At 75.0% G+C, this 26578-nt stretch carries 21 protein-coding genes; 9 read left to right on the plus strand and 12 right to left on the minus strand.

The features are described from left to right. Nucleotides 1-14 precede the first annotated feature (14 nt). Together AC07BS_RS28285 and bla are read right to left on the minus strand one after the other, a co-directional pair. Nucleotides 15-380, minus strand: coding sequence for a cupin domain-containing protein (locus tag AC07BS_RS28285; RefSeq protein ID WP_478650502.1), 366 nt, complete (start codon nt 378-380; stop codon nt 15-17). 92 nt (nt 381-472) lie between these two features. After that, nucleotides 473-1348 (minus strand): class A beta-lactamase, encoded by an 876-nt coding sequence (gene bla, locus AC07BS_RS28290; protein WP_478650537.1) that lies wholly within the window; start codon nt 1346-1348, stop codon nt 473-475. Between the two features lie 269 nt (nt 1349-1617). Between bla and AC07BS_RS28295 the strand changes: the two genes are divergently transcribed. Then, nucleotides 1618-2166, plus strand: coding sequence for a hypothetical protein (locus tag AC07BS_RS28295; protein WP_478650500.1), 549 nt, complete (start codon nt 1618-1620; stop codon nt 2164-2166). 200 nt (nt 2167-2366) lie between these two features. After that, on the plus strand, nt 2367-3149 hold the full coding sequence (locus AC07BS_RS28300; protein WP_478650498.1) for a hypothetical protein: 783 nt from the start codon (nt 2367-2369) through the stop codon (nt 3147-3149). Nucleotides 3150-3176: 27 nt separating this feature from the next. On the opposite strand, the gene AC07BS_RS28305 is transcribed toward AC07BS_RS28300, so the two are convergent. From AC07BS_RS28305 to AC07BS_RS28320, 4 genes are all read right to left on the minus strand, one after another. Then, the gene (locus AC07BS_RS28305; RefSeq protein ID WP_478650496.1) at nt 3177-4499 is read right to left on the minus strand and encodes a chloride channel protein; all 1323 of its coding nucleotides are present in this window, start codon (nt 4497-4499) and stop codon (nt 3177-3179) included. Between the two features lie 93 nt (nt 4500-4592). Then, on the minus strand, nt 4593-5258 hold the full coding sequence (locus tag AC07BS_RS28310) for a hypothetical protein (RefSeq protein ID WP_478934894.1): 666 nt from the start codon (nt 5256-5258) through the stop codon (nt 4593-4595). Nucleotides 5259-5456: 198 nt separating this feature from the next. Next, complete coding sequence (locus AC07BS_RS28315; RefSeq protein ID WP_478650492.1) at nt 5457-5828, minus strand: arsenate reductase family protein; 372 nt, start codon at nt 5826-5828, stop codon at nt 5457-5459. Nucleotides 5829-5856: 28 nt separating this feature from the next. Continuing rightward, nucleotides 5857-7590 (minus strand): DUF885 domain-containing protein, encoded by a 1734-nt coding sequence (locus AC07BS_RS28320; protein ID WP_478934895.1) that lies wholly within the window; start codon nt 7588-7590, stop codon nt 5857-5859. 87 nt (nt 7591-7677) lie between these two features. On the opposite strand from AC07BS_RS28320, the gene AC07BS_RS28325 reads away from it, so the two are divergent. Continuing rightward, complete coding sequence (locus tag AC07BS_RS28325; RefSeq protein ID WP_478650488.1) at nt 7678-8844, plus strand: AAA family ATPase; 1167 nt, start codon at nt 7678-7680, stop codon at nt 8842-8844. 49 nt (nt 8845-8893) lie between these two features. On the opposite strand, the gene AC07BS_RS28330 is transcribed toward AC07BS_RS28325, so the two are convergent. After that, the gene (locus AC07BS_RS28330; RefSeq protein ID WP_478934896.1) at nt 8894-9592 is read right to left on the minus strand and encodes a DJ-1/PfpI family protein; all 699 of its coding nucleotides are present in this window, start codon (nt 9590-9592) and stop codon (nt 8894-8896) included. A gap of 246 nt (nt 9593-9838) precedes the next feature. On the opposite strand from AC07BS_RS28330, the gene AC07BS_RS28335 reads away from it, so the two are divergent. Then, the gene (locus tag AC07BS_RS28335) at nt 9839-10048 is read left to right on the plus strand and encodes a DUF5133 domain-containing protein (protein ID WP_478934897.1); all 210 of its coding nucleotides are present in this window, start codon (nt 9839-9841) and stop codon (nt 10046-10048) included. Between the two features lie 7 nt (nt 10049-10055). Here the strand turns inward: AC07BS_RS28335 and AC07BS_RS28340 are convergent, their stop codons facing one another. Beyond that, entirely contained in the window at nt 10056-10778 is a 723-nt protein-coding gene (locus tag AC07BS_RS28340; RefSeq protein ID WP_478650482.1) for a potassium channel family protein, read from the minus strand. Continuing rightward, on the minus strand, nt 10771-12144 hold the full coding sequence (locus AC07BS_RS28345; protein WP_478934898.1) for a TrkH family potassium uptake protein: 1374 nt from the start codon (nt 12142-12144) through the stop codon (nt 10771-10773). Before AC07BS_RS28345 ends, AC07BS_RS28340 begins: the two co-directional genes overlap by 8 nt. A gap of 348 nt (nt 12145-12492) precedes the next feature. Between AC07BS_RS28345 and AC07BS_RS28350 the strand changes: the two genes are divergently transcribed. After that, entirely contained in the window at nt 12493-12960 is a 468-nt protein-coding gene (locus tag AC07BS_RS28350; protein WP_478650478.1) for a hypothetical protein, read from the plus strand. Between the two features lie 329 nt (nt 12961-13289). After that, the gene (locus AC07BS_RS28355; protein WP_478650476.1) at nt 13290-16409 is read left to right on the plus strand and encodes a patatin-like protein; all 3120 of its coding nucleotides are present in this window, start codon (nt 13290-13292) and stop codon (nt 16407-16409) included. A 29-nt stretch (nt 16410-16438) separates the two neighbouring features. On the opposite strand, the gene AC07BS_RS28360 is transcribed toward AC07BS_RS28355, so the two are convergent. Then, nucleotides 16439-17356, minus strand: coding sequence for a DUF6891 domain-containing protein (locus AC07BS_RS28360; RefSeq protein WP_478934899.1), 918 nt, complete (start codon nt 17354-17356; stop codon nt 16439-16441). A 170-nt stretch (nt 17357-17526) separates the two neighbouring features. On the opposite strand from AC07BS_RS28360, the gene AC07BS_RS28365 reads away from it, so the two are divergent. Continuing rightward, nucleotides 17527-21057 carry a hypothetical protein gene (locus AC07BS_RS28365; protein ID WP_478934900.1) on the plus strand — a complete coding sequence of 1177 codons (3531 nt, stop codon included), beginning with the start codon at nt 17527-17529 and terminating at the stop codon, nt 21055-21057. A 6-nt stretch (nt 21058-21063) separates the two neighbouring features. After that, the gene (locus AC07BS_RS28370; protein WP_478934901.1) at nt 21064-25053 is read left to right on the plus strand and encodes a hypothetical protein; all 3990 of its coding nucleotides are present in this window, start codon (nt 21064-21066) and stop codon (nt 25051-25053) included. Here AC07BS_RS28370 and AC07BS_RS28375 read toward each other — a convergent pair. Beyond that, nucleotides 25029-25607: a PadR family transcriptional regulator gene (locus AC07BS_RS28375; protein ID WP_478934902.1), complete on the minus strand. Its 579-nt coding sequence runs from the start codon at nt 25605-25607 to the stop codon at nt 25029-25031. The genes AC07BS_RS28370 and AC07BS_RS28375 overlap by 25 nt on opposite strands. Before the next feature lie 100 nt (nt 25608-25707). Here AC07BS_RS28375 and AC07BS_RS28380 point away from each other — a divergent pair, with 100 nt between their 5' ends. Beyond that, a complete protein-coding gene (locus tag AC07BS_RS28380) occupies nt 25708-26154 on the plus strand; it encodes a nuclear transport factor 2 family protein (protein ID WP_478934903.1) in 447 nt (148 codons plus the stop codon). Here the strand turns inward: AC07BS_RS28380 and AC07BS_RS28385 are convergent. Next, complete coding sequence (locus AC07BS_RS28385) at nt 26151-26537, minus strand: DUF488 domain-containing protein (RefSeq protein WP_478934904.1); 387 nt, start codon at nt 26535-26537, stop codon at nt 26151-26153. The genes AC07BS_RS28380 and AC07BS_RS28385 overlap by 4 nt on opposite strands. Nucleotides 26538-26578: the final 41 nt, after the last annotated feature.

Genomic DNA, 26578 nt, shown 5'->3' on the forward strand with positions numbered 1-26578 from the left:
CGGCCGTGCGCTCCTCAGCCGCGCTTGGCGTAGTCGGCGAAGCCCTGCCAGTCGATGACGACGCAGGGCTCGTCGCCGACGACCCAGGCGTCGTGACCGGGCGCGCAGACCATGTAGTCGCCCGGGCCGAACTCCTCCACCTGGCCGTCGTCCATGACGACGCGCATACGGCCCGAGACGAAGTAGCAGGTGTGGGCGGCCTGGCAGCTGTCGGTTCCCGCGATCGGCTTGACGTGCTGGGACCAGCGCCAGCCGGGTTCGAAGGTGGCCCTGCCGACGGCGCCGGAGCCGGTGTCCACCAGCTCCAGCCGCCCCTTGTCGTCCTCGAAGGGGCGTACCTCGTCGGGCGAGTCGAGGCTCTTGCGGACGAGACCGGCCATCGGTGCGCTCCTCGGGTAGCTGATCGGCTCTCCCGAACGTAGCCGCCGGCGCCGCGCACGGCGATCCGTGCGCGGCGGCCGGGTGACACCCGTCAGCCGAGTGTCTTCACCAGCAGACCGGCGACCTCGGCGACGAGCGCGTCCTCGCCCTTGGCGTCCGGGGTGTGCTTGGTGGTCAGGACGGAGAGCACGACGGGCGTCCCGTCCGGGGTCCAGGCGATGCCGACGTCGTTGTTCGTGCCGTACTCGCCGCCGCCGGTCTTGTCGCCCAGGCGCCAGCCGGGGGGCAGCGCCTTGCGGAAGCGGTCCTTGCTGGTGGTGTTGCCCAGCAGCCACCGGGTGAGGCGCTCGCGGTCCCGGCGCTCCAGGACGTCGCCGAGGACGAGCCGCGCGTAGGTCCGCCCGATGGCGTGCGGCGTCGTGGTGTCCTGGGTCTGCCACGGCTCGGCCGAGTTGAGCGCCGGCTCCCAGCGGTCGAGGCGCGTGACGCGGTCCCCGGTCGAGCGGGCGAAGCGGGTCACCGCGGCCGGGCCGCCGAGCTCGCGCATCAGGAGGTTGGCGGCGAGGTTGTCGCTCTGGCAGATGGCGGCCTCGCAGAGGGCGTCCACGGTCATGCCGTCGGCGACGTGGTCCTTGGTCACCGGGGCCCAGACCGCGTCGATGACGTCCTGCTGGATGTATCGGACGCGCTTGGCGAGGAACTCGCCGTCGCGGTCGAGGTCGCGCAGGACGGCGGCGACGGCGACCGTCTTGAACGTCGAGCACATCGGGAAGCGCTCGTCGGCGCGGTGCCGGACGGTCCTGCCCGTCCGCAGGTTGTGCGCGTACACGCCGATACGGGCGGCGTGCCCGCTCTCGAGCAGGCCCAGCCGGCGGGACAGCTCGTCCTCGCGGGGCGCCGCGGCGTGGGCCGTGCCGCCGGTGGACACGGCGGCGGTGAGCGCCGCCCCGGCACTCAGGGCGAGCATCGCGCGGCGCGACGGGCCGCGGCCGTTCCCCGGGGTCCGCGGCGCGCTGTGCGGTGTGTTCTGCACGGTCGTGCTCTTCTCTCTCGCACGGATTGGTCATCGCTCAGGACGCCATAGCTAGATCATCTAGTTCCGCTTGAATGTGATTCAGTCACATGCGTCACTTCTGTATCTGGAGCTACCGAGGTGCGCGTCATTGACCCGGCGCCCGCGTCTCGCTTCTCATGGACCCCGGCCGCCCGCCGACCCCCGAGAGGAGCCCGTCCCCGATGGCCCAGCCCACCGTTCCCGACCTGACCTGGTGGCAGGAGGACCCCGAACGCTGGGAACTGCTGGCCTTCGTCGCCCACTGCGACGACCAGGGCCTCCCGTACGACGCCGGCTGGCCGGACCGTCAGGAGGTCCTCGACCTGCTCGTGGCCGGGCCCGGCCCGTGCCGGGCGGACTTCGCGCGCTACCTCCTGCGACAGGAGATCGGTGGTCACCGCCACGCGTGGGGCTTCAGTCGCCGCATCGGCATCGCCGCGCTGCTCGTCGCCGAGCAGCGGCACCTCGAGGACGTCTGGCTGCTGTGGGAGGCCAAGTGCGTCAGCTTCGACACCTACTGCGGGCTGCCCTCGGTCCTCCTCATCGGCAACGGGGCCGACCGCACCCGGGAGTACGTGCGTGGCACCGACCGCCCCGGCCGGGACGTGCTGCTGGAACAGCTCGACGAAACGCCGGCCCTCACCGAGGACGCCGTCACGGAGCGGCTCGCCCGCCTGCGCGCGTACTACCACGAACTCGCGTCGTCCGCGCCGGCCGGCGGTCCGGCCTGAGCGGGCGCGTCTCGGCCCGGTAGCCGACGGGTTTCGGGGGGATCACGATTCGGTTCATCAGAAAATTGGCTTGATCTTTACGTAGGTACCGGACGTACATTTTGACCGCGCACAACGATCCATGCGACCGCCGCCGAGGAACCGGCGCGGGGGAGCGTTGCCTCGCCGACCCCACCGAAACCTCAGGAAAGTCCTTCTTCATGCGTCGTCACATCGTCCGCCGTACCACCGTCGCCGCCACCGCGGTCTCGCTCGCGCTGCTCGTGGGCGCCTGCGGCTCCGACAAGTCCGGCTCCAAGGACGAGCCCAAGGCCGAGGAGTCGTCCAAGGCCGCGGCCCCGGCCGCCCCGGGCGGCAAGGCCCTCTCCCCGGCCGAGCTGTCGAAGCTCGCCGTGACCGGCTCCGACCTGCCGGGCTACCGGGTCAACGAGTCCAGCGCCGCCGACCTGGAGTCGGCCAAGACCGTGAGCGGCGACAAGGCCGAGTGCAAGCCGCTGGTCGACATCATGGCCCTGCGCGGCCCGGGCAAGCCCGGCGCCGTGGTCTCCCGCAAGATCATGCAGGAGCCCAAGGGCGGCCCCGGCCCCGACGCCTCCGCCGAGGAGAAGGCGAAGGCCGGCCTCAACGCCCTCGGCACGACCATCACGGCCGACATCCTCGGCACCTACCAGGGCAAGGGCGCCGAGGAGGCCATGGCGGCCGTGAAGAAGGCGGGCGCCGACTGCGCCGGCGGCTTCGTCCTGAACGCCGCCGGGGACAAGACGAAGATCAGCAAGATCGAGCCCGTCTCCTGGTCCGGGGGCGACGAGGCCGTCGGCTTCGTGGTGAGCTCGGACGTCGAGGGCGTCGACGGCCCGGCCACCGGCCACCTGGTCGCCGTCCGCAAGGGCGGCACCGTCGCCGCCTTCTACGCCATCAGCCTGACCGGCAAGGCCGAGCAGCCGAAGGCCGTCGTCGAGGCCCAGGCCAAGAAGCTCGGCTGAGCGGGGCCCGGGCGCGCCCCGGGCCCGTCAGCGGTCACCGGCCGCCGGTCGTAGCCTCGCCGTGTAGAGGGAGCGCCGCTCCACCACGCGCGAGGCGACGACCGCCCCGGTGACCGCGAGCATCATCGGCACCATGACGGGGTTCGCGGTGTCGGTGAGTTCCAGGACGAAGGCGACCGCCGAGGCGGGCGCCCGCATGGCGGCGCCGAGCATCGCGGCGGCCCCGACGGCGCCGCAGGCCATCGAGGGCAGGACGGGACCGGCCAGTTCGCCCGCACGGCCGAGCAGCACCCCCAGCACGGCACCCGAGCTGAAGACGGGAGTGAACAGCCCTCCCGACGCGCCACTTCGCAGACAGCCCAGGGTGACCAGCGGCTTGAGCACGGCCAGGGCCGCCAGCAGCTGCCAGGACCCGTCGCCGGTGAACGCGAACTGCGCCAGGTCGCGGCCGTTGCCCAGCAGCAGCGGGAACGGCAGGGCGAGCGCGCCGAGGACGAGGCAGGCGGCCAGGGGCTCGACGAGCAGCCCGTTGCCCCGGGGCCGCCGGGCGCTCGCCCAGCCCACGCCCCGGACGAAGCCGGCCGCGGCCAGCCCCAGCAGCGGCCCCGCCAGCACCGACCACACCACCAGCGCCACCGACGGCGAACCGGGGTCCGGCAGCCGGTACTCGGGCCGGTCGGGCAGCGCGAGCCACCCCACGGCCGTGGCGACCGCCGAGACGGCGACGGCGGGCAGCACGGTCAGCAGCGAGATGCCGCCCAGGTACACCTCGGCGGCGAACAGCGCCCCGGCGAAGGGGACGTTGTAGACGGCGCCCACGCCCGCCCCCGCGCCGCAGGCGACGAGCAGGGTCGTCTGCGGCGCCGGAAGGCCGAACCGCCGCCCCAGGAACCATCCGAAGGCGGCCCCCGCGTGCTGCGGCGCCGCCTCTCGGCCCAGCGACATGCCCATCCCCACCGCCACCTCCGACAGGGCGCCGTCGACCACAGCCCGCACCGGCGACAGCCGCCCGGAGCCGGACCACACCACGACCGTCGGTTCGCCGCCGGAGCCCCCGCCGAAGCGGTGGAGAGCCCACCAGCCCACGCCCGTGACCAGGCCGCCGACGGCCAGCACGGTCATCACCCGGAGGTCGCCGCGGTGTGCCGCCGCCGCCGAGTAGTCGCCCTCCCGGTAGCCGAACGCGGCGTGCTGCACCGTGTGCAGCAGCCACATGAAGGCCATGGCCACCACCCCCGCCGTGACACCGGTGACGACGGCCGCGGCCCAGAACCGCGCCGGGAGAGCGGCCGGGCCCGGCCCGCCCGGCGACGCGTCGGCCGGAGCGGGCGCCCGGGGATCGTTGCGCACGCTGGCCGTTCTACACCCCGTCACCCGGCGGGCACGGGACAACGCGCGGACGCCGGGAGCCGCCCGGCCGCGCGCCGGAGGACGGGACCGGGATCAGTCGCGGACGCGCACCCCGTAGCGCGTCCGCAGCACGCGCAGCTCCCACCACGAGACCGCGGTGACGGACAGCGGCCCGCCCAGGAACGCGGCGATCTTCACCGGCAGCGGCCCGTTGGGCAGGCCGTCGCCGAGCTGGGCGAGGTTGAGGACCCACACCAGGACGGTGGTGAGCACGGCCGGCAGCGCGGCGTGGACGTCGGCGGTGTTGAAGGCGTACCGGGCGGCCGGGCCCGTGGCGAAGACGAGGAAGCCCACCGTCCAGACCGCGTACGGGATGCCGACGACGAGGAGGATCAGGCCGATCGCCGCCTGCGCCCACATCACGTCGTCCAGCAGGTGCGCCACCACGCCCAGGACGGCGAGCCCGCCCACCGCCGACAGCGGTACGCCCAGGTACCAGGCGATGGCCCTGAGGGGGGAGCGCAGCCGCGCGCGGAGCAACGGGCGGTGCCGCGGGGGCGCGTACCGGATGAAGGCGGCGACGACGAGCGGCCCCACCCCGATGAGCACCAGCGGGGCGAGGAACATCTTGGTGAGCCCGTCCGTGAAGGCGCCGCTCCAGCCGCCGTCCACGCCGTAGACGGATATGAGCGCGAACGTCGTCAGCGCGCCCGCCACGGCACGGGCCTTCTGGACACGGTCGATGACCGGATCTGACACCCGGCCGGGGCTGTCGGCCCCGAACACGGACCGGGCCCGCCGCCGGGAGTGTGCCCAGGACCCCCAGGACGCGGCACCGCCCCCCGTGAACACATTTCTGATCGCCATACAGGCGTCCTCCCCTTGAAGATCGAACCCGGGGAGTCTAGGTGGCTGTCCTGGGGGCGTCGGTCGCGAGCCGCCGGGGCCGGTCCCGGGTCAGTCCCGGCCCGACCGCGCCAGCGCCTCCCGTACGGCCTCCTCCGTACGGCCCACGACCGCCGTGCCGTCGTCCGCCGTGATGATCGGGCGCTGGATCAGGCGGGGACGCGCCACCAGGGCCTCCACCCACCGGTCGCGGGCGCCCTCGTCGCGCGGCCAGTCCTTCATCCCGAGCTCCTCGGCCTCGGCCTCCTGGGTGCGCGTGATGTCCCACGGCTCCAGCCCGAGCCGCCCCAGCACCGCGCGGATCTCGTCCGCGCTCGGCACGTCGTCGAGGTAGCGGCGCACGGTGTAGCCGGCGCCCTCGGCGTCGAGCAGGGTGAGCGCGCCGCGGCACTTCGAACAGGCGGGGTTGATCCAGATCTCCATGCGCCCACGGTACGGCACGGCGGCCGGCTCACAGCAGCGCGAGCTCGGCCTCCAGATCGGCCAGGCCCAGCGACCCCAGCGAGAGCGCGGCCATGTGCCACTCCTTGAGCCGGAAGGCACCCCCGCGCCGGGCCCGGGCGGCCTCCCGGCCGCGCAGCCACGCGCGTTCGCCGAGCTTGTAGCCGATCGCCTGCCCGGGCCTGCCCAGGTAGCGGGTGATCTCGCTCGCGACGTACGCGGCGGACCGGCCGGTGTGCCGGCCGAGGAACTCCTGCGCGAGCGCGGGCGTCCACCGGTCCCCGGGACGGTAGGGGGAGTGCCGGGGGATCGAGAGCGAGAGGTGGGTGCCGATGTCGACGACGACCCGGACGGCCCGCCGCAGCTGCGCGTCCAGGTATCCCAGCCGGCGCCCGGGGTCGGTCAGGAAGCCCAGCTCGTCCATCAGCCGCTCGGCGTACAGCGCCCAGCCCTCGGTCGTGGCGCTGACCTTGCCCGTCTTCGTCTGATGCCGCGACAGCTCCCCGGACAGCAGCGTCCACTGCGCGAGCTGCAGATGGTGTCCCGGGACGCCCTCGTGGTACCAGGTGGACACCAGGTCGTGGACCGGGAAGCGGGTGCGGCCGAGCGCTGGCAGCCAGGTGCGCCCCGGCCGGGAGAAGTCCAGGGACGGCCCCGTGTAGTACGGGGTCGCGGCCCCGCCGGGCGGGGCGATGCGTGCCTCCACCCGCCGGACGGGCGCGGCCAGGTCGAAGTGCGTGCCGTCCAGCGCCTCGACCGTCGTGTCCATCAGGTCCTGGAGCCAGGCCCTGACGCCCGCGGTGCCCTCGACGGCCTCCCCGTGCGCGCCGAGCCAGGCCAGCGCCCGCGACGGGGCGGCCCCCGAGCCCGGCAGGACCTTCTCCGCCTCGGCCCGCGACTCGGCGTGCAGCCGGTGGAACTCGGACCAGCCGTACGCGTACGCCTCGGCCGGGTCGAGGTCGGCGCCCAGGAAGAACCGGGCGAACCGGGTGTACCGCTCGGGCCCCGCCACGTCCGGGGCACCGGCGGCGCGGGGGCCGTACACCTCCCGCAACCAGTCCCGCAGGTCCCCCGCGGCCGCCGTCGCCGACTCCGCCGCCGCGCCGAGCTCCCGTCGCAGCGCCTCGGGCCCGTCGGCGGCGAAAGCGGTGAACCCGCCCCGGCCGGGCTCGCCGAGCCACTCCTCGATCTGGCCGGTGAGCGTGGTCACCTGGCGCGGGCCGGCGAGCAGCCCCCGGGCCGATCCCTCGGCGAGCGAGGCCCGGTAGCCGGCCAGCGCCCCGGGAACCGCCCTCAGCCGGAGGGCGATCGCCGCCCAGTCCTCCTCCGACTCCGTGGGAAGGAGCGCGAAGGACTTGCGGACGCGGTGGAAGGGCGAGGAGACGTTGTCCGCCTCACGCAGCCCCTCGCCCGCCTCGTACAGGGCGAGCTCGGCGGTGAGCCGTTCCCGCAGCAGCCGGGCGCAGCGCCGTTCGCGGTCGGCACCGTCGCCTTCAGGACTGTCGCCGTCCGCGCCGGGCCGGGTCCCGGCGGCGGGGAGCCGGGCGAGCGTCGCCCGCCGGAGGCCGGCCAGGGCTTCCTGGCCGTCGGGGGAGAAGTCGGGGAGACGGCCCGCGCTCCCCGGATCGCCCAGGAGCGTCCCGGTGATCGGGTCGAGAGCCACGAGGGCGTCGACGTGCGCTTCGGCGACCTCACGGGGGAGCGGGCCAAAGGCGCCGGTGGCGGACCGCGGCGGTAAGTCCATGGCCGCATCCTGCCCGGCGATCGGAGGCGTTGTCACACCCCCTCGGCAGACTGGGGGAGAGGATCCGCCGCACATACTGAGGACGCCATGCTCACCACCCTCGCCGTCGAAAACTACCGCTCCCTGCGCCGCCTCGTCGTCCCGCTCGGCCGTCTGAACGTGGTCACGGGCGCCAACGGCACCGGCAAGTCCAGCCTCTACCGGGCCCTCCGGCTGCTCGGCGACGCGGCGCGGGGCGGTGCCGTCGCGGCGCTGGCGCGCGAGGGAGGCATGCCCTCCACCCTGTGGGCGGGGGAGCGGAAGGGCCGGGGCCGGGACCTGGCCGCCAGCCTCCGGCTGGGCTTCTCCGGCGACGAGTTCGGCTACGCGGTCGACTTCGGGCATCCGATCCCCACCTCGGGGGCGACGGGCGAGCCGTCCATGTTCAACCTGGACCCCGAGATCAAGCGCGAGTGCACCTGGGCCGGCCCGGTCCTGCGCCCCGCCGCGCTGCTCTCGGACCGTTCCGGCCCCGCCGTCCGTACGCGCGCCGCCGACGGCACGTGGCACCGCTCGGTGAACACCCTCCGCCCGTACGACAGCATGCTCGGCGAGCTCGCCGACCCGCAGCTCGCCCCCGACCTGCTGCGCCTGCGCGAGCACATGCGCTCGTGGCGCTTCTACGACCATGTGCGCACGGACACCCACGCGCCCGCCCGCGGCGCCCGCATCGGCACCCGCACCCCGGTGCTCGCCCACGACGGCGCGGACCTCGCCGCCGCCCTGCAGACGATCCGGGAGATCGGCGACCGCGAAGCCCTCGACGCCGCCGTGGACGCGGCCTTCCCCGGCAGCGCCGTCGAGATCGACTGCGACGCCGGTGGCCGGTTCGAACTGCTGCTGCGTCAGCGCGGCCTGCTGCGCCCGCTGGGCGCCCCCGAGCTGTCGGACGGCACGCTGCGCTATTTGCTGTGGACGGCCGCCCTGCTCACGCCGCGCCCGCCCGCGCTGCTGGTCCTCAACGAACCGGAGTCCAGCCTCCACCCCGATCTGCTGGCGCCGCTGGCCGATCTGATCCTCACCGCGGCGCGGGACACGCAGATCGTGGTCGTCACCCACGCACCGGGCCTCGCCACGGCGCTCGCCCGCGCCTCCCGGGGCCACCGGCTGGAGGTCGACGACATCCACCTGGTCAAGGACGGCCTGGGCCAGACGGAGGTGGCGGGCCGGGAGAGCGCCCTGGACGAGCCCGCCTGGCACTGGCCGAAGCGCTGACCCGGGGGCGGCCGGCCGTGGCGGGTCCCGTCACGGTCCGGCGCTCCGGTCACAGGGCGGCCGGGACCGGTCCGTCGGGACGCCAGACGATGCCGCGGCGCTCGTGGGCGAGCACGTCCTCGACGGCATGGGCGACCCGCGGGCCCACTTCGCGTTCCAGCAGGTACAGCCCCAGATCGAGCCCGGAGGTGACGCCGGCGCCGGTGACGAGGTCGCCGTCGTCGACGACGCGGGCGCGGACCACGTGGGCGCCCGCGGCGCCGAGCATCTCCAGCCCCCAGTGGTGGCTGGTGGCGTGACGGCCCTTCAGCAGACCGGCCATGGCGAGGACGAGGGATCCGCCGCAGACCGTGGCGACCGTCACCTCCGGGTGCTCCATCGCCTCCTTCAGTACGCCCGGCAGCGCGGTGGCCAGGGCGCGGCGCATCACGACGACGCCGGAGCCGTCCACCAGCTCGTCCTCCTCCGCGCCCTCGGAGTCGTGGTGGCCGGCGGTTCCGGCGGGCTCCGTGATGCGCCCCGTGGCGCCCGGTACCAGGATCAGATCCGCCGTCCCGGGCGTCGGCACACCCGTGGCGCGCAGCGCGATGCCCTTCGTGCCGCTCACCACCTCGCGCGGACCCTCGGCGGAGACCAGCTCCACACTCACCGCTCCGTCCGAGAGGAGGCCTCCTGCGTACAGCACCTCGTAGGGCGCGACGACGTCGAGCGGGTCGAAGCCGTCGAACAGGACGATCTGAGCGTGCATGACATGCCCCTTGCGTACGGTTGTGGCCGGTTCATCCGGCCCACCTCGACGGTATGCGGGCCCGGACCGTCGTCCCAGTGGCGCGAGCGACACCTTTCAACGGAAAACCGCCACGTATGTTCCCGCCCTGCACACCATCGCGGACCACGGCCCGGCCGGCCGGGGATTCGCGGGCATGGACCGGCCGCGTCCCGGGTACGCGCACCGCGCCTCGGTCACGGTGGCCGACGCGGAAGGAGATGTCCGGTGCTGATGGCCCATCCGGCGGTGCTGACCAAACTGATCGCGGAGTACGAGGAGCTCCACGCGCTGTCCGCGGCCGGGGGCGCGGCCGGTGACGGTGGTGAGCGGATACGGCGGCGGATGGACGACGTCTCCTACACCCTGTGCGTCTCCACCGGTACCCGCGACGTGGACGCCGCCATCGCCACCGCCCGGAGGCTGCTCACCGACTGACGTACCGTCACCGGTCCAGCGCCGCGAACCGCTCCACGGCCGCCGTCCTGCCGGTGACGACGAGAATGTCACCGGCCTCGACGACCGTCTCCGCGGTCGCGTGCGTGAAGTCCTCGCCGGGCCGTTTGACGCCCACGATCGTCACGCCGTACGTGCTGCGCACGCGGCTCACGCCCAGGGGCCGCCCCGTCGCGGCCCCCGGGGCGGTGGTCTTCGCCAGGGCGTAGTCGTCGTCGAACTGGATGAAGTCCAGCATGCGGCCCGTGACCAGGTGCGCCACCCGCTCGCCCATGTCGTGCTCGGGGAGCACCACGTGGTGGGCGCCGATCCGTTCCAGGATGCGGCCGTGCTGCCGGCTGACGGCCTTGGCCCAGATGTTGGGGACCCCGGCCTCCAGGAGGTTCGACGTCACCATGATGCTGGCCTCGACATCGGAGCCGATGCCGACGACCGCGCTGGTGAACTCGTACACGCCCAGCTGCTGGAGGGCGACCGGGTCGGTGCAGTCGACGGCCGCCGCGTGGGTGATCGAGTCGCTCAGCCGCTGGACCCGGCGCGGGTCCTGGTCGACGCCGAGGACGTCCCAGCCCCGGCGCATCAGCTCGTGGGCCAGCGAGCCGCCGAACCGGCCGAGTCCGATCACGGCGACCCGCTGGTCGCGCTGGGGGTGGGCGCGCCGCGCCGCGCGCTTGTCGCGGCGGCGTCCGAAGGGGTTCAGGTGCTCAGCCAATGACGGGTCGCTCCTCGGGTAGCTGGTAGCGGCGGGCGCGCTCGCGCAGCGCCAGCGCCGACACCAAGGTGACCGGGCCGAGCCGGCCGACGAACATCAGGGCGATGAGGATGAGCTGCCCGAGGGCGGGCAGCCCCGGAGTGATGCCGGTGGACAGGCCGACCGTGCCGAACGCGGAGACGACCTCGAACAGCACGGCGGAGAGGGACTTCCCGGCGACCGCCAGCAGCGCGAGGGTGGCGGCCACCACCAGTCCGACGCCCAGCAGGGCCACGGTGACCGCCTGCCGGAGCACGGACGGGGCCAGCCGCCGCCCCATGACGTCGGCGGCGGGATCGCCCCGCACCTCGGCGAACATGGCGGCGGCCAGCACGGCGAACGTGGTCACCTTGATGCCCCCGGCGGTGCCCGCGCTCCCGCCGCCGATGAACATCAGCACACAGGTCGCCAGCAGCGTCGACGGCCGCATGGCGCCGATGTCGAGGGAGTTGAACCCCGCGGTACGGCTGACGGCGGAGTGGAAGAAGCCGTTGAGGACCTTCTCGTCCCAGTCGAAGGGGCGCAGGGTACCGGGGTTGGTCCACTCCAGCAGACACGTCAGCACGGTCCCGGCGGCCAGCAGTACCACGGACGTCAGGAGGGTGAGCCGGGTGTGCAGCGACCAGGTGCGCCCGGGCCGGGCACGCCGGCCGCGCCGGTGCCGCAGGACCTCCAGCAGCACGGGGAAGCCGAGGCCGCCGATGATGACGCCGAAGGCCACCGGCAGGGTGACCCAGGGGTCCCGCGCGTACGGCACCAGGTTGTCGGGCCGCAGCCCGAAGCCGGCGTTGTTGAACGCCGAGACGGCGTGGAAGAGGCCGAGGTAGGCGGCGACGGCCGGGCTCCGGCCGTAGGCGAGGCCGAAGCGCAGCGCGAGGCCGGCGGTCAGCGCGGCCTCCACGGCGAGCGTGATCCCGGCGACGCCCAGCAGGACCCGCCGCACGTCCCCGATGTCCAGGCTCTTCGTCTCCGCCTGCGCCGTCAGCTGCATCCGCAGCCGCAGCCTGCCGGAGATGAGCAGCGCCAGCAGCGAGGCCATGGTCATGATGCCGAAGCCGCCGAGCTGGATCAGGGCGAGGATCACCCCCTCGCCGAACGAGGACCAGTACGAGCCGGTGTCGACGACGACCAGTCCGGTCACGCAGACGGCGGACGTGGCGGTGAACAGCGCGGTGACCAGGCCCGCCGCCGCGTCACCTGCCGTGGCGGTCGGCAGCGTCAGCAGCGCCGTGCCGCCCACGATCACCAGGGCGAAGGCGGCGACGAGCGTACGGGCGGGGTGGATGGTCAGCAGCCACCGCACGAGCCGGGTCGTACGCCCTGCCATCGGCCGACCTCCCGCCACCGCCTGGGGCCGGCCGCGGCCGGACGCGCTCGTACCGCGCGGTGGACGACCCGCACGGTTGACCGTCGCACACGATAGAACGGCGACGGGCACCGGGCCGGGCCCCCGCGGCCGCCGCGTGTCGGGGAGGCGGCCCGCTCCCGTACGGCCGGTTGACGGGACGTCGGGAGCCGGTATCGAACATCGGTGCTCAAGCCAATGACCGGTGCGAACCCGTCACCGTGCGACGAAGGGGCACCTTCCGCCCCGGGAAGCTGCCAGAGTCCCGTCCGAGGTCCCAACACCCCGGGGCCGATCGGTGGATGCACGACTCGACGAAGGGATCCTTTCGTGGGGAAGAAGACCGCCACAACACTCGCCGCCGCCACGCTCGTGGCGCTGACGTTCGCGGGCCAGGCCGGCGCGGCCACGTCGGCCGGCACGACCCATACCGTCGCCACGACCGAGGCCGGCGGCGCGAGAACCCAGGCCACCCAGGTGCGCTACGCCCCGTTCACCCTGGAGCGGGGCCAGTCGGTGTCGTCCGACACCGCCCAGCTGGTCATGCAGACGGACGGCAACCTCGTCGTCTACGACGAGTTCGGGCGGGCCCGCTGGGCCTCCAACACCGTCGGCCAGGGCTGGAGCGCGAGCTTCCAGGGCGACGGCAACTTCGTCGTCTACACCCGCTCGGGCAGGGCCGTGTGGGCCTCCAACACCGCCGGGCACCCCGGCTCGCGCCTCGTCATCCAGGACGACGGCAATGTCGTCATCTACGACGGCAGCCAGGCGATCTGGAACACCCGCACGAACCACTGACGCGCCACTGACAGCCGGGCCCGGGACCTCGTACGGCGAGGGACCGGGCCCGGTTCCGTTCCCGGCCCCCGGCCCCGGCCCCCGGCCCCCGGCCTCACATGGGGAACGACAGGACGCGCACCTCCCCGTCCGGCCAGTCCGCGTCCCGGCCCGCGTCGTCGCGCAACGGGAACCACATGGTGCGCAGCGGCATGATCATCGGGCCGCACGGCCGCACGGGCCGGCGGGTCCGCCGACCGGAGTACGCCGCTCCCCGTCCCGGCCCCGTCGCTGCCCCCGACGACATGCCCCGGCGTGCGGGAGCCGCCGATCGACGGTCCGATGGTGGGGTGGCAGAGGACGTGGAGGACTCAGGGGACGCGGAGGACAGCGGCACGGGCCCGGCGGCGCGGACCGAGCTGCGGCTGGCCGCCACGTTCACGGGCGGCGTGAGCCTGGCCGTGTGGATGGGCGGCATCGCCCGGGAGATGAACCTCCTGGCAGCGGCCGGCTGGTCGGTATCGGTACCGGTACCGGCATCGGCTGGGGACGGGCTGGACGGGGAGACCGGCACCGGCACGGCGCGGGACCGGCAGGTGGGGACGTACCGCGCCCTGCTCCGGCTCCTGCGGCTGGACGTCGGCATCGACGTGCTGTCGGGCACCAGCGCCGGCGGCATCAACGCGGCGTTCCTCGGACTGGCGAACGCCCGCCGCCTCGACCTCGGCGTCCTGCGCGACCTGTGGCTCGACGAGGGCTCGCTCGCGAAGCTGCTGCGCGACCCCGCCACCCGGAACCCCCCGTCGCTGCTGCGCGGCGACGAGGTGCTGCTCGAAGGCCTGCGCGGCGCCATCGACACGCTCAGCAGGGGCGAACCCGTCGCCGGGCCGGCCGCCGGGGACGCGGAGGACGACCCCACCCGCGTCTTCATCACCACCACCCTGCTGGCCGGGCTGGAGAGCACCTTCGCGGACGACTACGGCACCGCCATCCGCGACACCACCCACCAGGGCCTGTTCACCTTCACGGCCGCCCAGCTCAGGACCGGTGCCGCGCTGCCCGCGCTCGCCCTCGCCGCGCGCAGCAGCGCCTCCTTCCCCGGCGCCTTCGAACCGGCCTACGTCCCCGTCGGCGAGGCCGGCGACGAGAAACACCCCGACATGGCCGCCTATCTGGCGGGCGGCGTCCGCACCCAGTTCTGCGCGGACGGCGGCCTGCTGGCGAACCGGCCCCTGGGGCCCGCCCTCCGGGCGGTCTTCGACCGGCCCGCCACGAAGGAGGTGCGACGCGTCCTCGCGTACGTCGTGCCGTCCGTGGGCGTCCCGGACCCCGCGCGGATCGGGTCGAGCCCCCGCCCGAAGGACGTCCCCGGCCTCGGCCCGGCCCTGATCGCCGACGTGAACGCGGTCCAGTCCCAGACCATCACCGCCGAACTGCGTTCCCTCATGGAGCACAACGCCCGGGCCCGCGCCCACCGGAGCGCCGAGAGCCGCCTGGCCCTCCTCGCCGGCGCGACGGGCACACCGGTCTGGGAGGGGCTGTACGAGGAGTACGGCGCCGCACGGATCGCGGAGCTGGCCCGCGCGGCGGCGGAGGAGACCCAGCGCCGGCTGACCTCGGACGGCCGTACGTACGCGCCCGACGGCCGCCCCGCCGGGTTCGGCGGCGACCTCGACGTCCTCACGGCCGGGGCCGCGGAGGCCCTGGCCGGCGCCATGCCCACCCGCCTCCCGGCCGCGGACGCCGGGCCGGCGGAGGTGTACGGGCAGCTCGCGCGCTTCGGCCGGCCACCGCTCGACGGGGCCAAGGCCACCGTGCTGCGGCTGCTGCGCGGCGGCTTCGCGGGGGAGCCGGCGCCCGACGCGCGTGCCGCGCTGGACGGCCTCCTCGTCGAGACCCACGCCGCGATGCCCCCGCGCGCACCGGCGACCCTGCGGGAGGACATCGGGCGGACCCTGTCCGCCGAAGGGCGGCTCGCCCCGGGCACGGCCGCCGCCCTCGCCGCGTCCCCCGCGTGGCGGGACGCCGTACGCCGGCAGCTGCCCGCGGACCCGGCGGCCCTCGCCGACGGCTGGCGCGCCCTCGCCGGCGTCGTCCTCCGCGCGCACCCGCTGCTGCGCGACCTGCTGACGGGCCCCGGGGACGGCACGGCGGACGCGCGGCACGTCCTCGTCCACCTGACCGGCGGGGCCGTCGCGCTCGGCGCGCCCGCCGGGTCCGACGCGTCCGTCGCCGCGGTGGCCCGCCGGCTGTTCGACCTCCAGGCCGCTCAGCAGGTGATGTTCCCGGACGAGCCGGCCACCGCCCGGCAGGCCGTGGAACTCGTCCAGGTGAGCGCCGACACCAGGACCGCGCTCGACGCGCGGAGTCTCGCCGGTGACAAGCTCACCGGACTCCAGCTCCACCACTTCGGCGCGTTCCACAAGCGGTCGTGGCGCGCCAACGACTGGATGTGGGGCCGCCTGGACGGCGCCGGATGGCTCGTCCACGTCCTGCTCTCCCCGCGCCATCTGCGGCGGATCGCGGACCCCGCGCAGGGCGGCATGGGGGTGGAGCGGCTCCGGGCCGCGCTGCGGGAGATCGCGGACTGCGAGCCGCCCCCCGGCGTGTTCACCGAGGGGGACGACGGCCGACCCGCCGAACTGGCCTTCCTCCAGGGGCCCGGCGCCGAACCGCCCGTCAGCCTGCCCCTCACCGCGATGTGGGTGGCGAGCGGGTTGCAGAGCCTGATCGCGGCCGAGGAGCTGCCGTGCGTCGCGGAACAGGCCGAACGCGACCGCCGGGAAGGGAACGCCGACACCGCCGCCGACTTCCTCACCGCGTACGCCAGGGTCACCCGGGGAGCGGCGGACGGGGCGGCGGCCGTGCCGCGCGACCGGGTCCGGGAGCTCCTCGGCGCCTGCCGGATCTCCCACGAGACGTTCGCCGCCGAACGCGGCACCAAGGCGCTGACCCGCACGATCGTGCGGAGCGCCGCGGTGGCCGCGAACGCCGTCGAGACGGGCACGGCCCGGCTGCGGTCGTTCCGGCCGGTGTTCGGCACCGTCGGCCGGTCCCTGCGCTTCGCCGACGACGTGGTCCGGTCCAGGACCTTCGGCGGGCGCCCGGCGCTGGCCGGGCTGCTGCTCCTGATCGGCGGGGCCCTCGCGACGACCAGCAGGATCGACGTCCTCAGCGCCCTCGGCGCGGCGGCGATTCTCGGCGGTCTCGCCGTCCTCGTGGCCGCGACCCGTGCCGTGCGGTTCGTCGTCGCCGTACTGAGTGTCCTCGTCGTCCTCGCCCTCGTCCTGGCCGCCGCCGTCCCCCAACTGAACCGGCACGTCTTCCCCTGGCTGGGCCGCACCGCCGTCCCCTACCTGGGCTCGCACGCCTGGGCCTGGGCGGTGTTCGTCCTCTTCCTCCTGCTGCCTCCCCTGTGGCTGCTGGGCGACCTGGCGGGGAGCGCGCTGCGACGCGAACGCAAGCACTAGGAAGTGCCCGCCGGGCTCCTGGGTGGGCGTCAGCCCACCAGCCGTCTGCGCCAGTCCAGCGGGGTGACGTCGATGGCCTGCCCCGGGTCGCCGTTCCACTCCACCGGGAGCCCGGCCTCGACCAGGGCCGTCACGACCTCCCGGCCCACGGCGGTCGTCGTCTCCGGCGAGCCGTCGAAGCCGCCGTACAGGAGCGTCAGCCCGTACCCGGCGGCGGCCGCGTCCGTGCACTGGGAGTGGAAGTAGACGAAGCCGCGCGCGTCCGGCGCGGCCTCCCCGCCGATCTCCGCGTGCCCGCAGCCGCGGCAGCACGTGAAGTGCTCCCGGGCCGTGATGCCGGCGGCCTCCAGCGCCGCGAACGCCCGCGTCAGGCGCTCCGGGTCGGTCTCACCCTCCCACGCGGCCTGCTCCTCGACCCGCTCCAGCCACATCCGGTCGGCGAGCTCCCGGGCCTGCGCGGGGGACACCGGCCGGTCGTCGCCGGATATCAGGTAGTCCTCGGCGAGCTCGGCCAGGCCGGCCCGCGTCGTGTAGCCGCCGACCAGCGCCTCGCGGACGCGCTGTTCGAGCTCCTCGCGGTCCTCGTCGGACAGTTCGAGCGGCGGAACGGGCGGCTCCGGGGCCAGGGCGAGCCGGCTCCACTCCAGGCCGGCGTCCCAGCCGTCCTCGCCGCGTGCCCAGCCGGTCATGGCCGCGATCACGGGCTCCGGTGCGCCGAGGGCCACCTGGAAATGCCGGTCGGCCGAGCCGTCCCGGTGCTCCAGCGTGTAGTCCCCGCCCGCCTCGTGCCACACCTGGACGAAGACGTCGGGCAGCTCGGGAACGCGCTCGACGACGAGGAACCTGTCGCCGTCCCCGCCGATGCGGCGCACGAGCCCCGCGAGTTCCTCCTCGGCCGCCCGGACGTACCGCCGGCCGCTCTCCGTCCCCACTGTGATCGCAAGCATGCCGACACCATGGCACGGGCCACTGACAACGCCCCGGACGCCCGGAACAAACGACGCCCGGAACAAACCCCCGCAGGGGGGATATCCCGCCCCATCCACACCATCTACAGTGGCGTGGGGGCCCGGTGGCGCAGGGGCTCGGCCGGCACCCCACGGGTGGGGGAGGTCGCATGGCCCGTCGACTGCTCCGTTCGCCGGACCTGCTGGACGTCACCGTGCGCTGGCGTGGACTGGCCCTGCGGGAGCCGCTGCTGGAGGTGCCCCGGCTCGTGCCGGTGCCGGGCGAGGACGGTCTGCTCGTCTTCGAGTTCCCGCCGCAGCACCTCTACGAGCGGGCCTTCACCGCCACCGAGGTCGCGGCCGGCATCGCGCTGCCGGTCGGCGGCCGGCTCTCCGCGGCGAGCCGGCTGGTCCTGGCCGTGCCCGCCGGCGACCCCGGCATCCCGTTCACCGTCTCCGGCCTCCTCACCGCCATGAGCCGGCTGCGCCCCGTCGTGCCGCGCACCGCCCTGCCGCGCGGGCCGCTGCCCGAACGGGCCGCCGCCGACCCGGAGTCCGTCGCCCGCGCCGCCTACCGGCGCGCCGCCGCGGCCGGCGCGCAGGGCCTGGACCTGGCGGTGCTGCGGGCACGGCTGCTCCGGGCCCGGGCCGCCGGCCTCCACACCTCCCGGCCACCCGTGGCCCGCAGCGCCCACAGCGCCGGCGCCGTCGACCTCGCCGACGTACCCGACCCCTACCCGCCGGCCGCCGAGGAGACGGTGATCGAGGCCCCGAGCCGCCTCCAGCTGGCCCCGAGCCCGCTCGGCCGCTTCGCCCACGCCGTCGCCCCCGAGACGTCGGCCGACGGCACCACGGTCGAGCTGTGGCACACCCGCCTCGGGGTGGCCGGCGTCTCCCCGTCCGGGCCGCCCGTCGACGAACGCGACCACCCCGAGCGCATCGTCCGAGCGGTCTGGACCCGCGACCTCGGCGAACGGCCCTGGCCGCCCGCCGACCCGCCCACGGCCACCGACCCGTTCCCCTCCTCCCTGACCGTCCGCGACCGCGTCGACCTCGTCGAGCAGACGGCCGCCGTGCGGCCCCGGTCCGGGCCCCCGGTCCGCGCACCGGAGGTCGTCGACGTACGCCTGCTGGCACTCAGTTCGCTCGGCGCGCACCTCGACGTGGCGGGCCAGGACTGGGCCCGGGTGGGGAGCAACAACCTGGTGGGCTGGCGGCACCGCGCCACCACCGGCCGCGACCAGTTCGTCCAGGTCGTCCGCCTCGGCTACCTGTGCCCCTTCGGGCACCCGGCGGTCGTCGTCGAGGAGACCGAGCGGCTGCCCGCCCCCCTGCGGCCGCGGCAGCCGGTCTCCCTGCTGCGCACCCGCTGGTTCCTGACGGTCCTGAAGCCCACCCGCGACTACGCGCCCGGCACCCTGCGCCGCTTCCCGTTCACCCGCGTCACGCTGGCACCGGCCGTGACCCCCGACCTCAGGAAGCCCCCCGAGGACGGCCCCTTCTGGCCGCAGCCGGAGAACGGCTCCCCGGACCAGGACGTCGTCTTCCGCGTCACCGCCACCGACCAGGACGGCACGGAGCACGGCTTCGACATGCCCCTGCTGTTCGTCCCCGCCGGGCTGGTCTCCCGCCCCGGCGGCCCCGAGCGGGTCTACGGCATGTACGGGCTGACCGTCGCGCCCCCCGGCGAACGCCTCGACACCGCCGACGTGGGCACCGACGGACAGCTGCGGGGCCGGGTGTTCCGCGAGGCCGCCGGGCGGCGCATCGCCTACGCGCCGGCGGCCGGGTCGGGCGACGGCGCCGCGTACGAGACCGCGTCGCTGCGGTTCGCCTTCGAGGCGTCGGACGAGGCGGCCGAACCCTGGCTGCTGTGGTCCAAGCTCGTCGTCCCGGCGGTGGCCGGGCTCACCGGCCGGCGCGATCCGTTCAAGATGGGCTACGCCCCCGCCTACCGCGCCCACGGCGTCCCCGAGGCACGCGGGTCGCGCGAGGCGCACCCCAACGCGGGCGAGGTCGTGCTCGGGATGGCCTTCCGCGAGGACGACCCCGACCCCGACCCGCTGAGCCTGATCAAGCAGGGCCGCGTCCGGTTCGACGACCGGCAGCTCTCCGGCGCCGTCGTCGACCCCGGCATGGCCTTCGACGGCCTCTCCCGCCGCTTCGGCCCGGTGGCCGACCTGGAGAAGACCGCCGCCGAGAAGTTCGACCCCGCGGCGCTGTTCGGCAGCGCCCAGGAGGCCTTCGGCAAGCTCTTCGGCCTGTTCGCGCTCGGCGACCTCGTCGACGTCACCGATCTGCTCCCCGGCGAGATCCCCGCCATGGTCTCCCGGCTGCTCCACGCGGGCGCCGCCGCCCTCGAGAACCTCCAGCGGCTGCGCGCACAGGTCCCGGCGGCGCGCCAGAAGATCGACGACGCGGTCCGGGCCCTGCAGACGGCGCTGGCCACGCCCGTCCCACCCGTGGGGGAGGACCCGTTCGAGGCGGCCTTCGCCCGGCTGACGGAGGCCGAGGACGAGGTACGGGCCCATCTGGCCGACCTGACCACAGGCCGGCGCCGGCTCGCCGAGCGGCTGCTCCAGGGCGTCGAGGAGCTCCGCGCGCTGGGCTCCTCCGACTTCACCCGGCTGCTGCGCGAGGTCGCCGCTGGCCGCCCGCCGACCCGCCTGTGGAACCACCTCCATCTGGAGTGGGAGCCCAGGCTCAAGCCCTTCCCCGAGGGCGCCGACGCGATCTTCGTACCGGGCCGGCTGCTGCTCTCCCTCGACGTGCGCGCCGGCGAGACCGGGAAGCCGGACGTCGAGGTGATGGCGTTCCTGGAGGACTTCGTCCTCCGGTTCGTGCCGCACGGCGGCTCGCCCGTCACCCATGTGATGGACCTGAGGTTCCGGCACATGATGTTCCGCGCGGGCACCTCGCGCCCGCCCGAGGTCGACATCGCCTTCGCCGGCATCGAGTTCCAGGGCATCCTCGCCTTCGTCAACACCCTGCGCGAGCTCATCCCCCTCGACGGCTTCAGCGACCCGCCGAACCTGGAGGTCCGCCCCGACGGCATCAGCGCCCGCTACGGCCTGCCCGTGCCGAATGTCGCCGTCGGTGTCTTCAGCCTCGCCAACCTCTCCCTCGCCGCCGACGTCGACCTGCCCTTCCTCGGCCCCCGGCCGCCGTCCGTGGGCTTCTCCTTCTGCACCCGCGAACGCCCCTTCACCCTCGCCGTCTCCATGCTGGGCGGCGGCGGGTTCTTCGCCGTCCGCGTCGACCTGAAGGGCCTGCGCCGGCTGGAGGCGGAACTGTGGTTCGGCGCCGTCCTGGCCCTGGACTTCGGCGTCGCCTCCGGATCGGTCGCCGTCATGGGCGGTGTCGGCTTCCGGCTGGAACGCGTCACCGACGACGTCCTCGGCGGACGGCTGGAGGGGTTCCTGCGCGTCCGCGGCCGCGTCGAGGTCCTCGGACTCATCAGCGCCTCCATCGAACTCTCCCTCCAGCTCACCTACGACTTCGCCGCCAAGAAGCTCGCGGGACGCGCCCGCCTCGTCATCGAGGTCGAGATCGGTCTGTTCTCCAAGAGCGTCGAGATCAGCTACGAACGGAAGTTCGCCGGCTCGAACGGCGACCCCACCTTCGCCGAACTGATGGCCCCCGGCGGCTTCGACGCCGACTGCCCCTGGGCCCGGTACTGCCTGGCCTTCGCCGAGGAGTGACGACACATGGCCGACCAGACCGCCGTCTTCACGGCCCTGCCCCGCACGGTCCTGCCCGACGGCGGCCTCGTCCTGGCCGCGTACGTGTCGCCGCGCGTCCTGCGCCCGGAAGCGGGCCTCGGCGTCTTCACCCACTGGCCGGCCGCCCTCGTCGCCGCCCACGCGGCCGGCACGCTCCGCGTCACCGTCGAGGCCGTCCGCCGGGGCGCGCCCCCGGTCCGCGCCGACGCCACGCCCGACCTGTCCGCGCTGCGCCCCGAGTGGTGGGACATGATCCTGCGTCCCGTCCGCGTCGACGCCCACGCCGACCGGGACCTGTCCGGCACCCCCATCGACTCCTACCCCGCCTGGCGCGTCAACGCCCTCGCCCGGCAGAGCTACGTCGCCGCGGCCGCCGGCCCGCCCGGCCCGCAGCTGTCCGCCGGCCGCTCCCGCGCCCGGGCGAACGGTGACGGCGGCTGGTCCCCGCTGTCCGTCCTCCGGCGTCTCCACGACGTGGTGGCCGAGGAGCTGGCGGCCCCCGCCGACCGGCGGGACGCCGCCCTCGACCAGCGGCTGGCCGCCACCGCCTACGAGGGCAACACCGGCTACGTCCCGCCCGCCGGCGGCCCCGTGCACGCCACCGGCCCGGCGGCGGACCCCGACCCCGACCTCCAGCAGTTCCTCGACCTCTACCAGGCGCTCCGCTTCTTCCGCCCGCCCCCGGCGGCCCGCGCGGGGGAGGCGGAGGCGGCGGCCCCGCCCACCGTCCCCGACCCGGGCTTCCACGAGGTCCTCGGCTCGCTCGGCGACCAGCCCGCCCTGCTCGCGGCGCTGGGCCTCGCCATCCCCCTCACCGTCACCGGACTCCCCGGCGGCGACGGCGAACTCGACCTGCGGGTGCACCTCGCCGTGCCCGGCCTGACCGCCGACCCCGCCGACCAGCCCTGGACCACCTGCGTCCTGGCCACGGGCACCCTCACCGCCAGGTCGGCCCGCGGCGACCGCGCCCAGGGCCACCTGACCCTGTCGGACACCACGCGGTTCGAGACCAGCGCCCTGGACACCGACGCCACCGGACTGCGCCTGGCCCAGCTGGTGTTCAACCACCGGGAGCTCACGCGGCAGGTCGAGGAGGGCGACGACCGCGGCGAGCTGCCCGTCCTGCGCTCCAGCGGGCTGACCGTCTCCCGCCGGCTCCAGGCCCGCGCCGTGGGCGACTCCCTCCAGCGCGCCGGCACCGTACGCGCCGCCCTCGCCGACGCGGCCGCCGACCCGCCCCGGCTGCTGGCCGAGGACCTCACCCGCGGCTTCCGGGTCGAGGTCTTCGACGCGACCACCGACCGCTGGTACTCCCTGGTCCGCCGCAAGGTCACCTACCGGATCAGGGGCGTCGCCGAACCCTTCCACCGCACGGAGGACGAGGGCCACGTCGCCGCCTCCGCCGTGCGCCGCGACGACGGACCCGGCGCGCCCACCCGCCTCCACGTCCAGGAGGCCCTCTTCGGGTGGGACAACTGGAGCCTGGTGGTGCCCCGGCCCGGCCTCTTCCTCGGCCCCGACCCCACCAAGGGCCGCGGCGAGCCGGGACACGTCATCGCCGCCGGCGACCGCGCCCCCACCAGCCTCCCCCTGGAGATCACCACGGAGATCGCCGGCGGCTCCCTGCCCCGGCTGCGCTACGGCCGCCGCTACCGCTTCCGCGCCCGCACCGTCGACCTCTCCGGCTGGTCCGTGCCCGACGGCGACGACCTCTACAGCAGCCCCCTCGTCCCCCACCTGCGCCACGAGCCCGTGCTCGCTCCCACCGTGGTCCAGCGCCGGGTCTTCACCGAGGGCGAATCGCTCGACCACCTCGTCATCCGCGGCACCACGCTCCTCGACACCAGCGAACGCCACCTCGCGCCGCCCCGCACCAGCCAGCACGACGCCGAGCTCCTGGGGGCGTTCGACGAGGGCATCGGCGACGGAGCCGGACTCCCCGCGATCGAGCGCGCCTTCAACGTCGCCCGCAAGGAGGAGGGTTCCTTCGCCCGCCCCCACTACTGGGACGTCACCGACCCCGACCTGCCGATCAGCCGCTCCCTGCCCGGCTTCCGGCTCGTCGCCCCGCCCGACCCGGGACGGACCGAGGACGAGGTCCGGCGCCTGCTCGACGACGGCTTCCCGCTGCCCCCCGGCTGGACCGCCCTCGTCGACACCCGCCGCGCCGTCCTCCCGTACCTGCCCGACCCGCTCGCCGACGCCCTCTGGCTGCGCGTCCGCGGCCCCGGCCTCGACCACACCCTGCGCCTGCCGCTGACCGGCACCTGGCCCGAACTCGGCACCTACCGCCTCCAGCTCGCCGACGGCGACCCGGACGTACGCGTCTCCGCCACCGACGACCGGCTCGTCGAACTCACCCTGCCCCCGGCGGCCATGGCACAGCTCACCCTCAGCAGCGGAATCGCCCCCTCCGGCCCCTCCGTGCTCGGCCTGCTCGACTGGTGCGACGACGTGCCCGGGCTGCGCGCCGAGGCCACCGCCGACGCCCTCGCCGGCCGCCATCCCATGATCACACCGGCCCGCGAGCTCGTCGCCGTGCACGCCGTGCCCCGCCCCCTGGCCGCCCCCGCCTTCACCGAACCGCCCCGCCCCGTCCGTACGGAGGGCGAGACCCGCGTCCGCTTCCGGGGCAGCCTGCGCTGCCACGCCCGCAGCACCGGCACCGTCGCCGTCCACGCCTCCTGGACCGAGCCCGTCGACGACCCCGCCGACCCCGCGGGCCCGCGCCGCGCCACCCACGAGGCCCAGGCGTACGTCCTGCCCGTCACCGGCTGGAGCGACGTACGCCTCCTCAGCCCCGTGGAGGGCACGCACCCCGGTGACCTGCCCGACCCCTCGGACGGCTCCCCGCCGCGCCGGATCCCCGAGACGTACGCCGCCCAGCGGCTCGACGACACCCGCCACCGGCGGATCACCTACCGGCCCTCCGCCGTCACGCGCTACCGCGAGTACTTCCCGCCCGACCCCTCCGACATCGACACCTCACCCGTCGACGGCCCCCCGGCCACCGTGGACGTGCCCTCCTCGGCCCGTCCCCCCGCCGTCCGGGTCCGCTACGCCGTCCCGGCCTTCCGCTGGGAGGAGACGGTGCCCCCGCAGGCCGCGCGCAGCCTCGTCCGCCGCCGCTCGGGAGCCCTGCGCGTCTACCTCGAACGGCCCTGGTACGCCTCCGGGGACGGTGAACTGCTCGCCGTCGTCACCGCCGAGCCCGGCGGCGCCGTCCCGGTGGGCGACCCCCGCCGCGACCACATCACCCTGTGGGGCCTCGACCCCGTGCGGCCCGCCACCGACCTGCCCAAGGCCTCGCCCCAGCCGGTCCACTTCCTCGGCGACGAGGTGGTACGCGCCGCCGGCCTGCGGGCGGCCGAACCGGACGTCCCCGGTCCGCTGGCCGTCGCCGCGCACCCCGTCCGCTACCACGCGGGGCGCGGCCTGTGGTACGCCGACCTGCGACCCGACACCGGCGGCGCCCACGGCCCCTTCCTCCATCTGTCCCTGGCCCGCTACCAGCCCCAGTCGCTCCCCGGCCTCGAACTCTCCCCGGCCACCCGCCTCGACGCCGTCCAGGTCGTCCCCGACCGCACGGCCACCTACGACCGCACCGGCTTCGAGACCCTGGCCGTCACCGTCGCCGGTGTCGCGGAGGCCGCCCCGATGCCGGGCGCGCCGCGCGGGCTGCGCGCCTGGGTGGAACACCGGCCCCCGCTCGCCCACGAGGACGCCGACCTGGCCTGGGAGCGCGCCGGCGACATCCACGACCTGCCGGCCGTCTCCACCTCCGGCACGGTCGTCACCTGGTCGGCCGTGCTGCCGCTGCCGTCCACCGTCCCCCTGGGCCGCCCGGGCGGCAACGCCTCCTCGGACTGGCGGGTGGTGGTGGAGGAGTGGGAGCGCATGCCGTTCGACGAGGTCACCGCCGCGGACCCGCCGCCCGTGGAACGCGTCGTCTACACGGACACGGTGCTGCTCTGAGCCCGCCGCCGTTCGCGCAGGACCGCCGCCGCCCGCTCGCACCACTCGAGGTTGCCCCGCTCGAAGGCGAGGCCGCGCAGGCACGTCAGGTACGGGCCGACGCGCTCGCCGTGGCGCAGGAACTCCTCCTCCGTACGGTCGCCCCGCATCGTCTCCAGCAGCCCGCCGAACAGCGCCACCTTGCTCCGGGCGATGGCGGCGCGCTCGGTGAGCCGCTCCACGAGGCGCGCGGTGTCCACATGGTCCGCCGCCTGGACCTTGACCAGCAGGTCGTCGCGGACGAAGGACGCCTTGGCGGTGGTGGCGGTGAAGTCCTCCAGCTCGGCGAGACCGGCGGCGGTGACCGTGAACAGCCGCTTGTTCGGCCGGGCGTCCTGGGCCACCTCCCGCCCGATGATCAGCCCGCCCTTCTCCAGCCCGGCCAGCTCGGCGTACACCTGCTGCGGCCGGGCGTGCCAGAAGTTCGCGACCCCGAGGTCGAAGGCCTTGGCCAGCTGATACCCGCTCAGTTCCCCGTCGAGCAGCGCCGCCAGGACGGCGTGGCGCAATGCCATCGGTGCTCCTCCCGTGTCTGGTCACGAACGTGTGCCGCATGATACTCAAGAAAATGACTAGTCAGATTCATGAGTATGACGACGAGTGCGAGGAGGAGCCATGACCGTGACGGCCGCGACGGTGACAGCCGTGACCGACCGCTTCCGGGCCGCCGTGGAGAGCCGCGACCACGCGGCCCTGGAGGAGCTGTTCGCCGAGGACATCCGCTTCCACAGCCCGGTGAAGTACGTGCCCTTCGAGGGCAGACCGCTCGTACTGGGCCTGTTCGGGGTGCTGCTGCGCACCTTCGAGGACTTCCGCTACATCGGCCGCTACGACGGCGCGTCGGAGACGAGCGCCGGCGGCACCGAGGAACCGTCGGAGATCCTGCTCTTCCGGGCGACCGTGAACGGCCGGGAGATCCACGGCATCGACATGCTGCACGTCGGCGACGACGGCCGGATCAAGGAGTTCACGGTGATGGTCCGGCCCCAGTCCGCCGTGCGGGCCATGGGCGAGGCCGTCTACGCGGGCCTGATCGCCGACGGCCTGATCCCGGCGCGCTAGGGCCGGTCCCGGTCGAGTTCCGCCTTCAGGACGGCGGCGGCGCTGATGTCCGGGTCCTTGGTGGCCGTCAGCAGGGTCAGTGGGCCGTGCGCGGCCAGGTCGCGCAGGTGGCGCACGGCCTCCTCGTGCTCCGGGTCGCCGTGGAGCTCGCCGCGGTAGCGCCTGCCGAACTCGCCGAACCTCTCCGGATCGTGGCCGTACCACTTCCGCAGGTCCGTCGAGGGCGCGGCGTCCTTGCACCACTCGTCGAGCGCGGCGGCCTCCTTGCTCAGGCCGCGCGGCCAGACGCGGTCCACCAGCACCCGGCTGCCGTCCGCCGCCCCGGGCTCCTCGTACACCCGGCGCACGCGGACGTCCGCGTGCGCCGCCCGTCCTCGTCCCACTTCTCCATCCTCGGCCGGGCCCGCCGGCCGCGCACCCGGAG

The sequence above is a fragment of the Streptomyces sp. NPDC044063 genome (assembly GCF_056434285.1).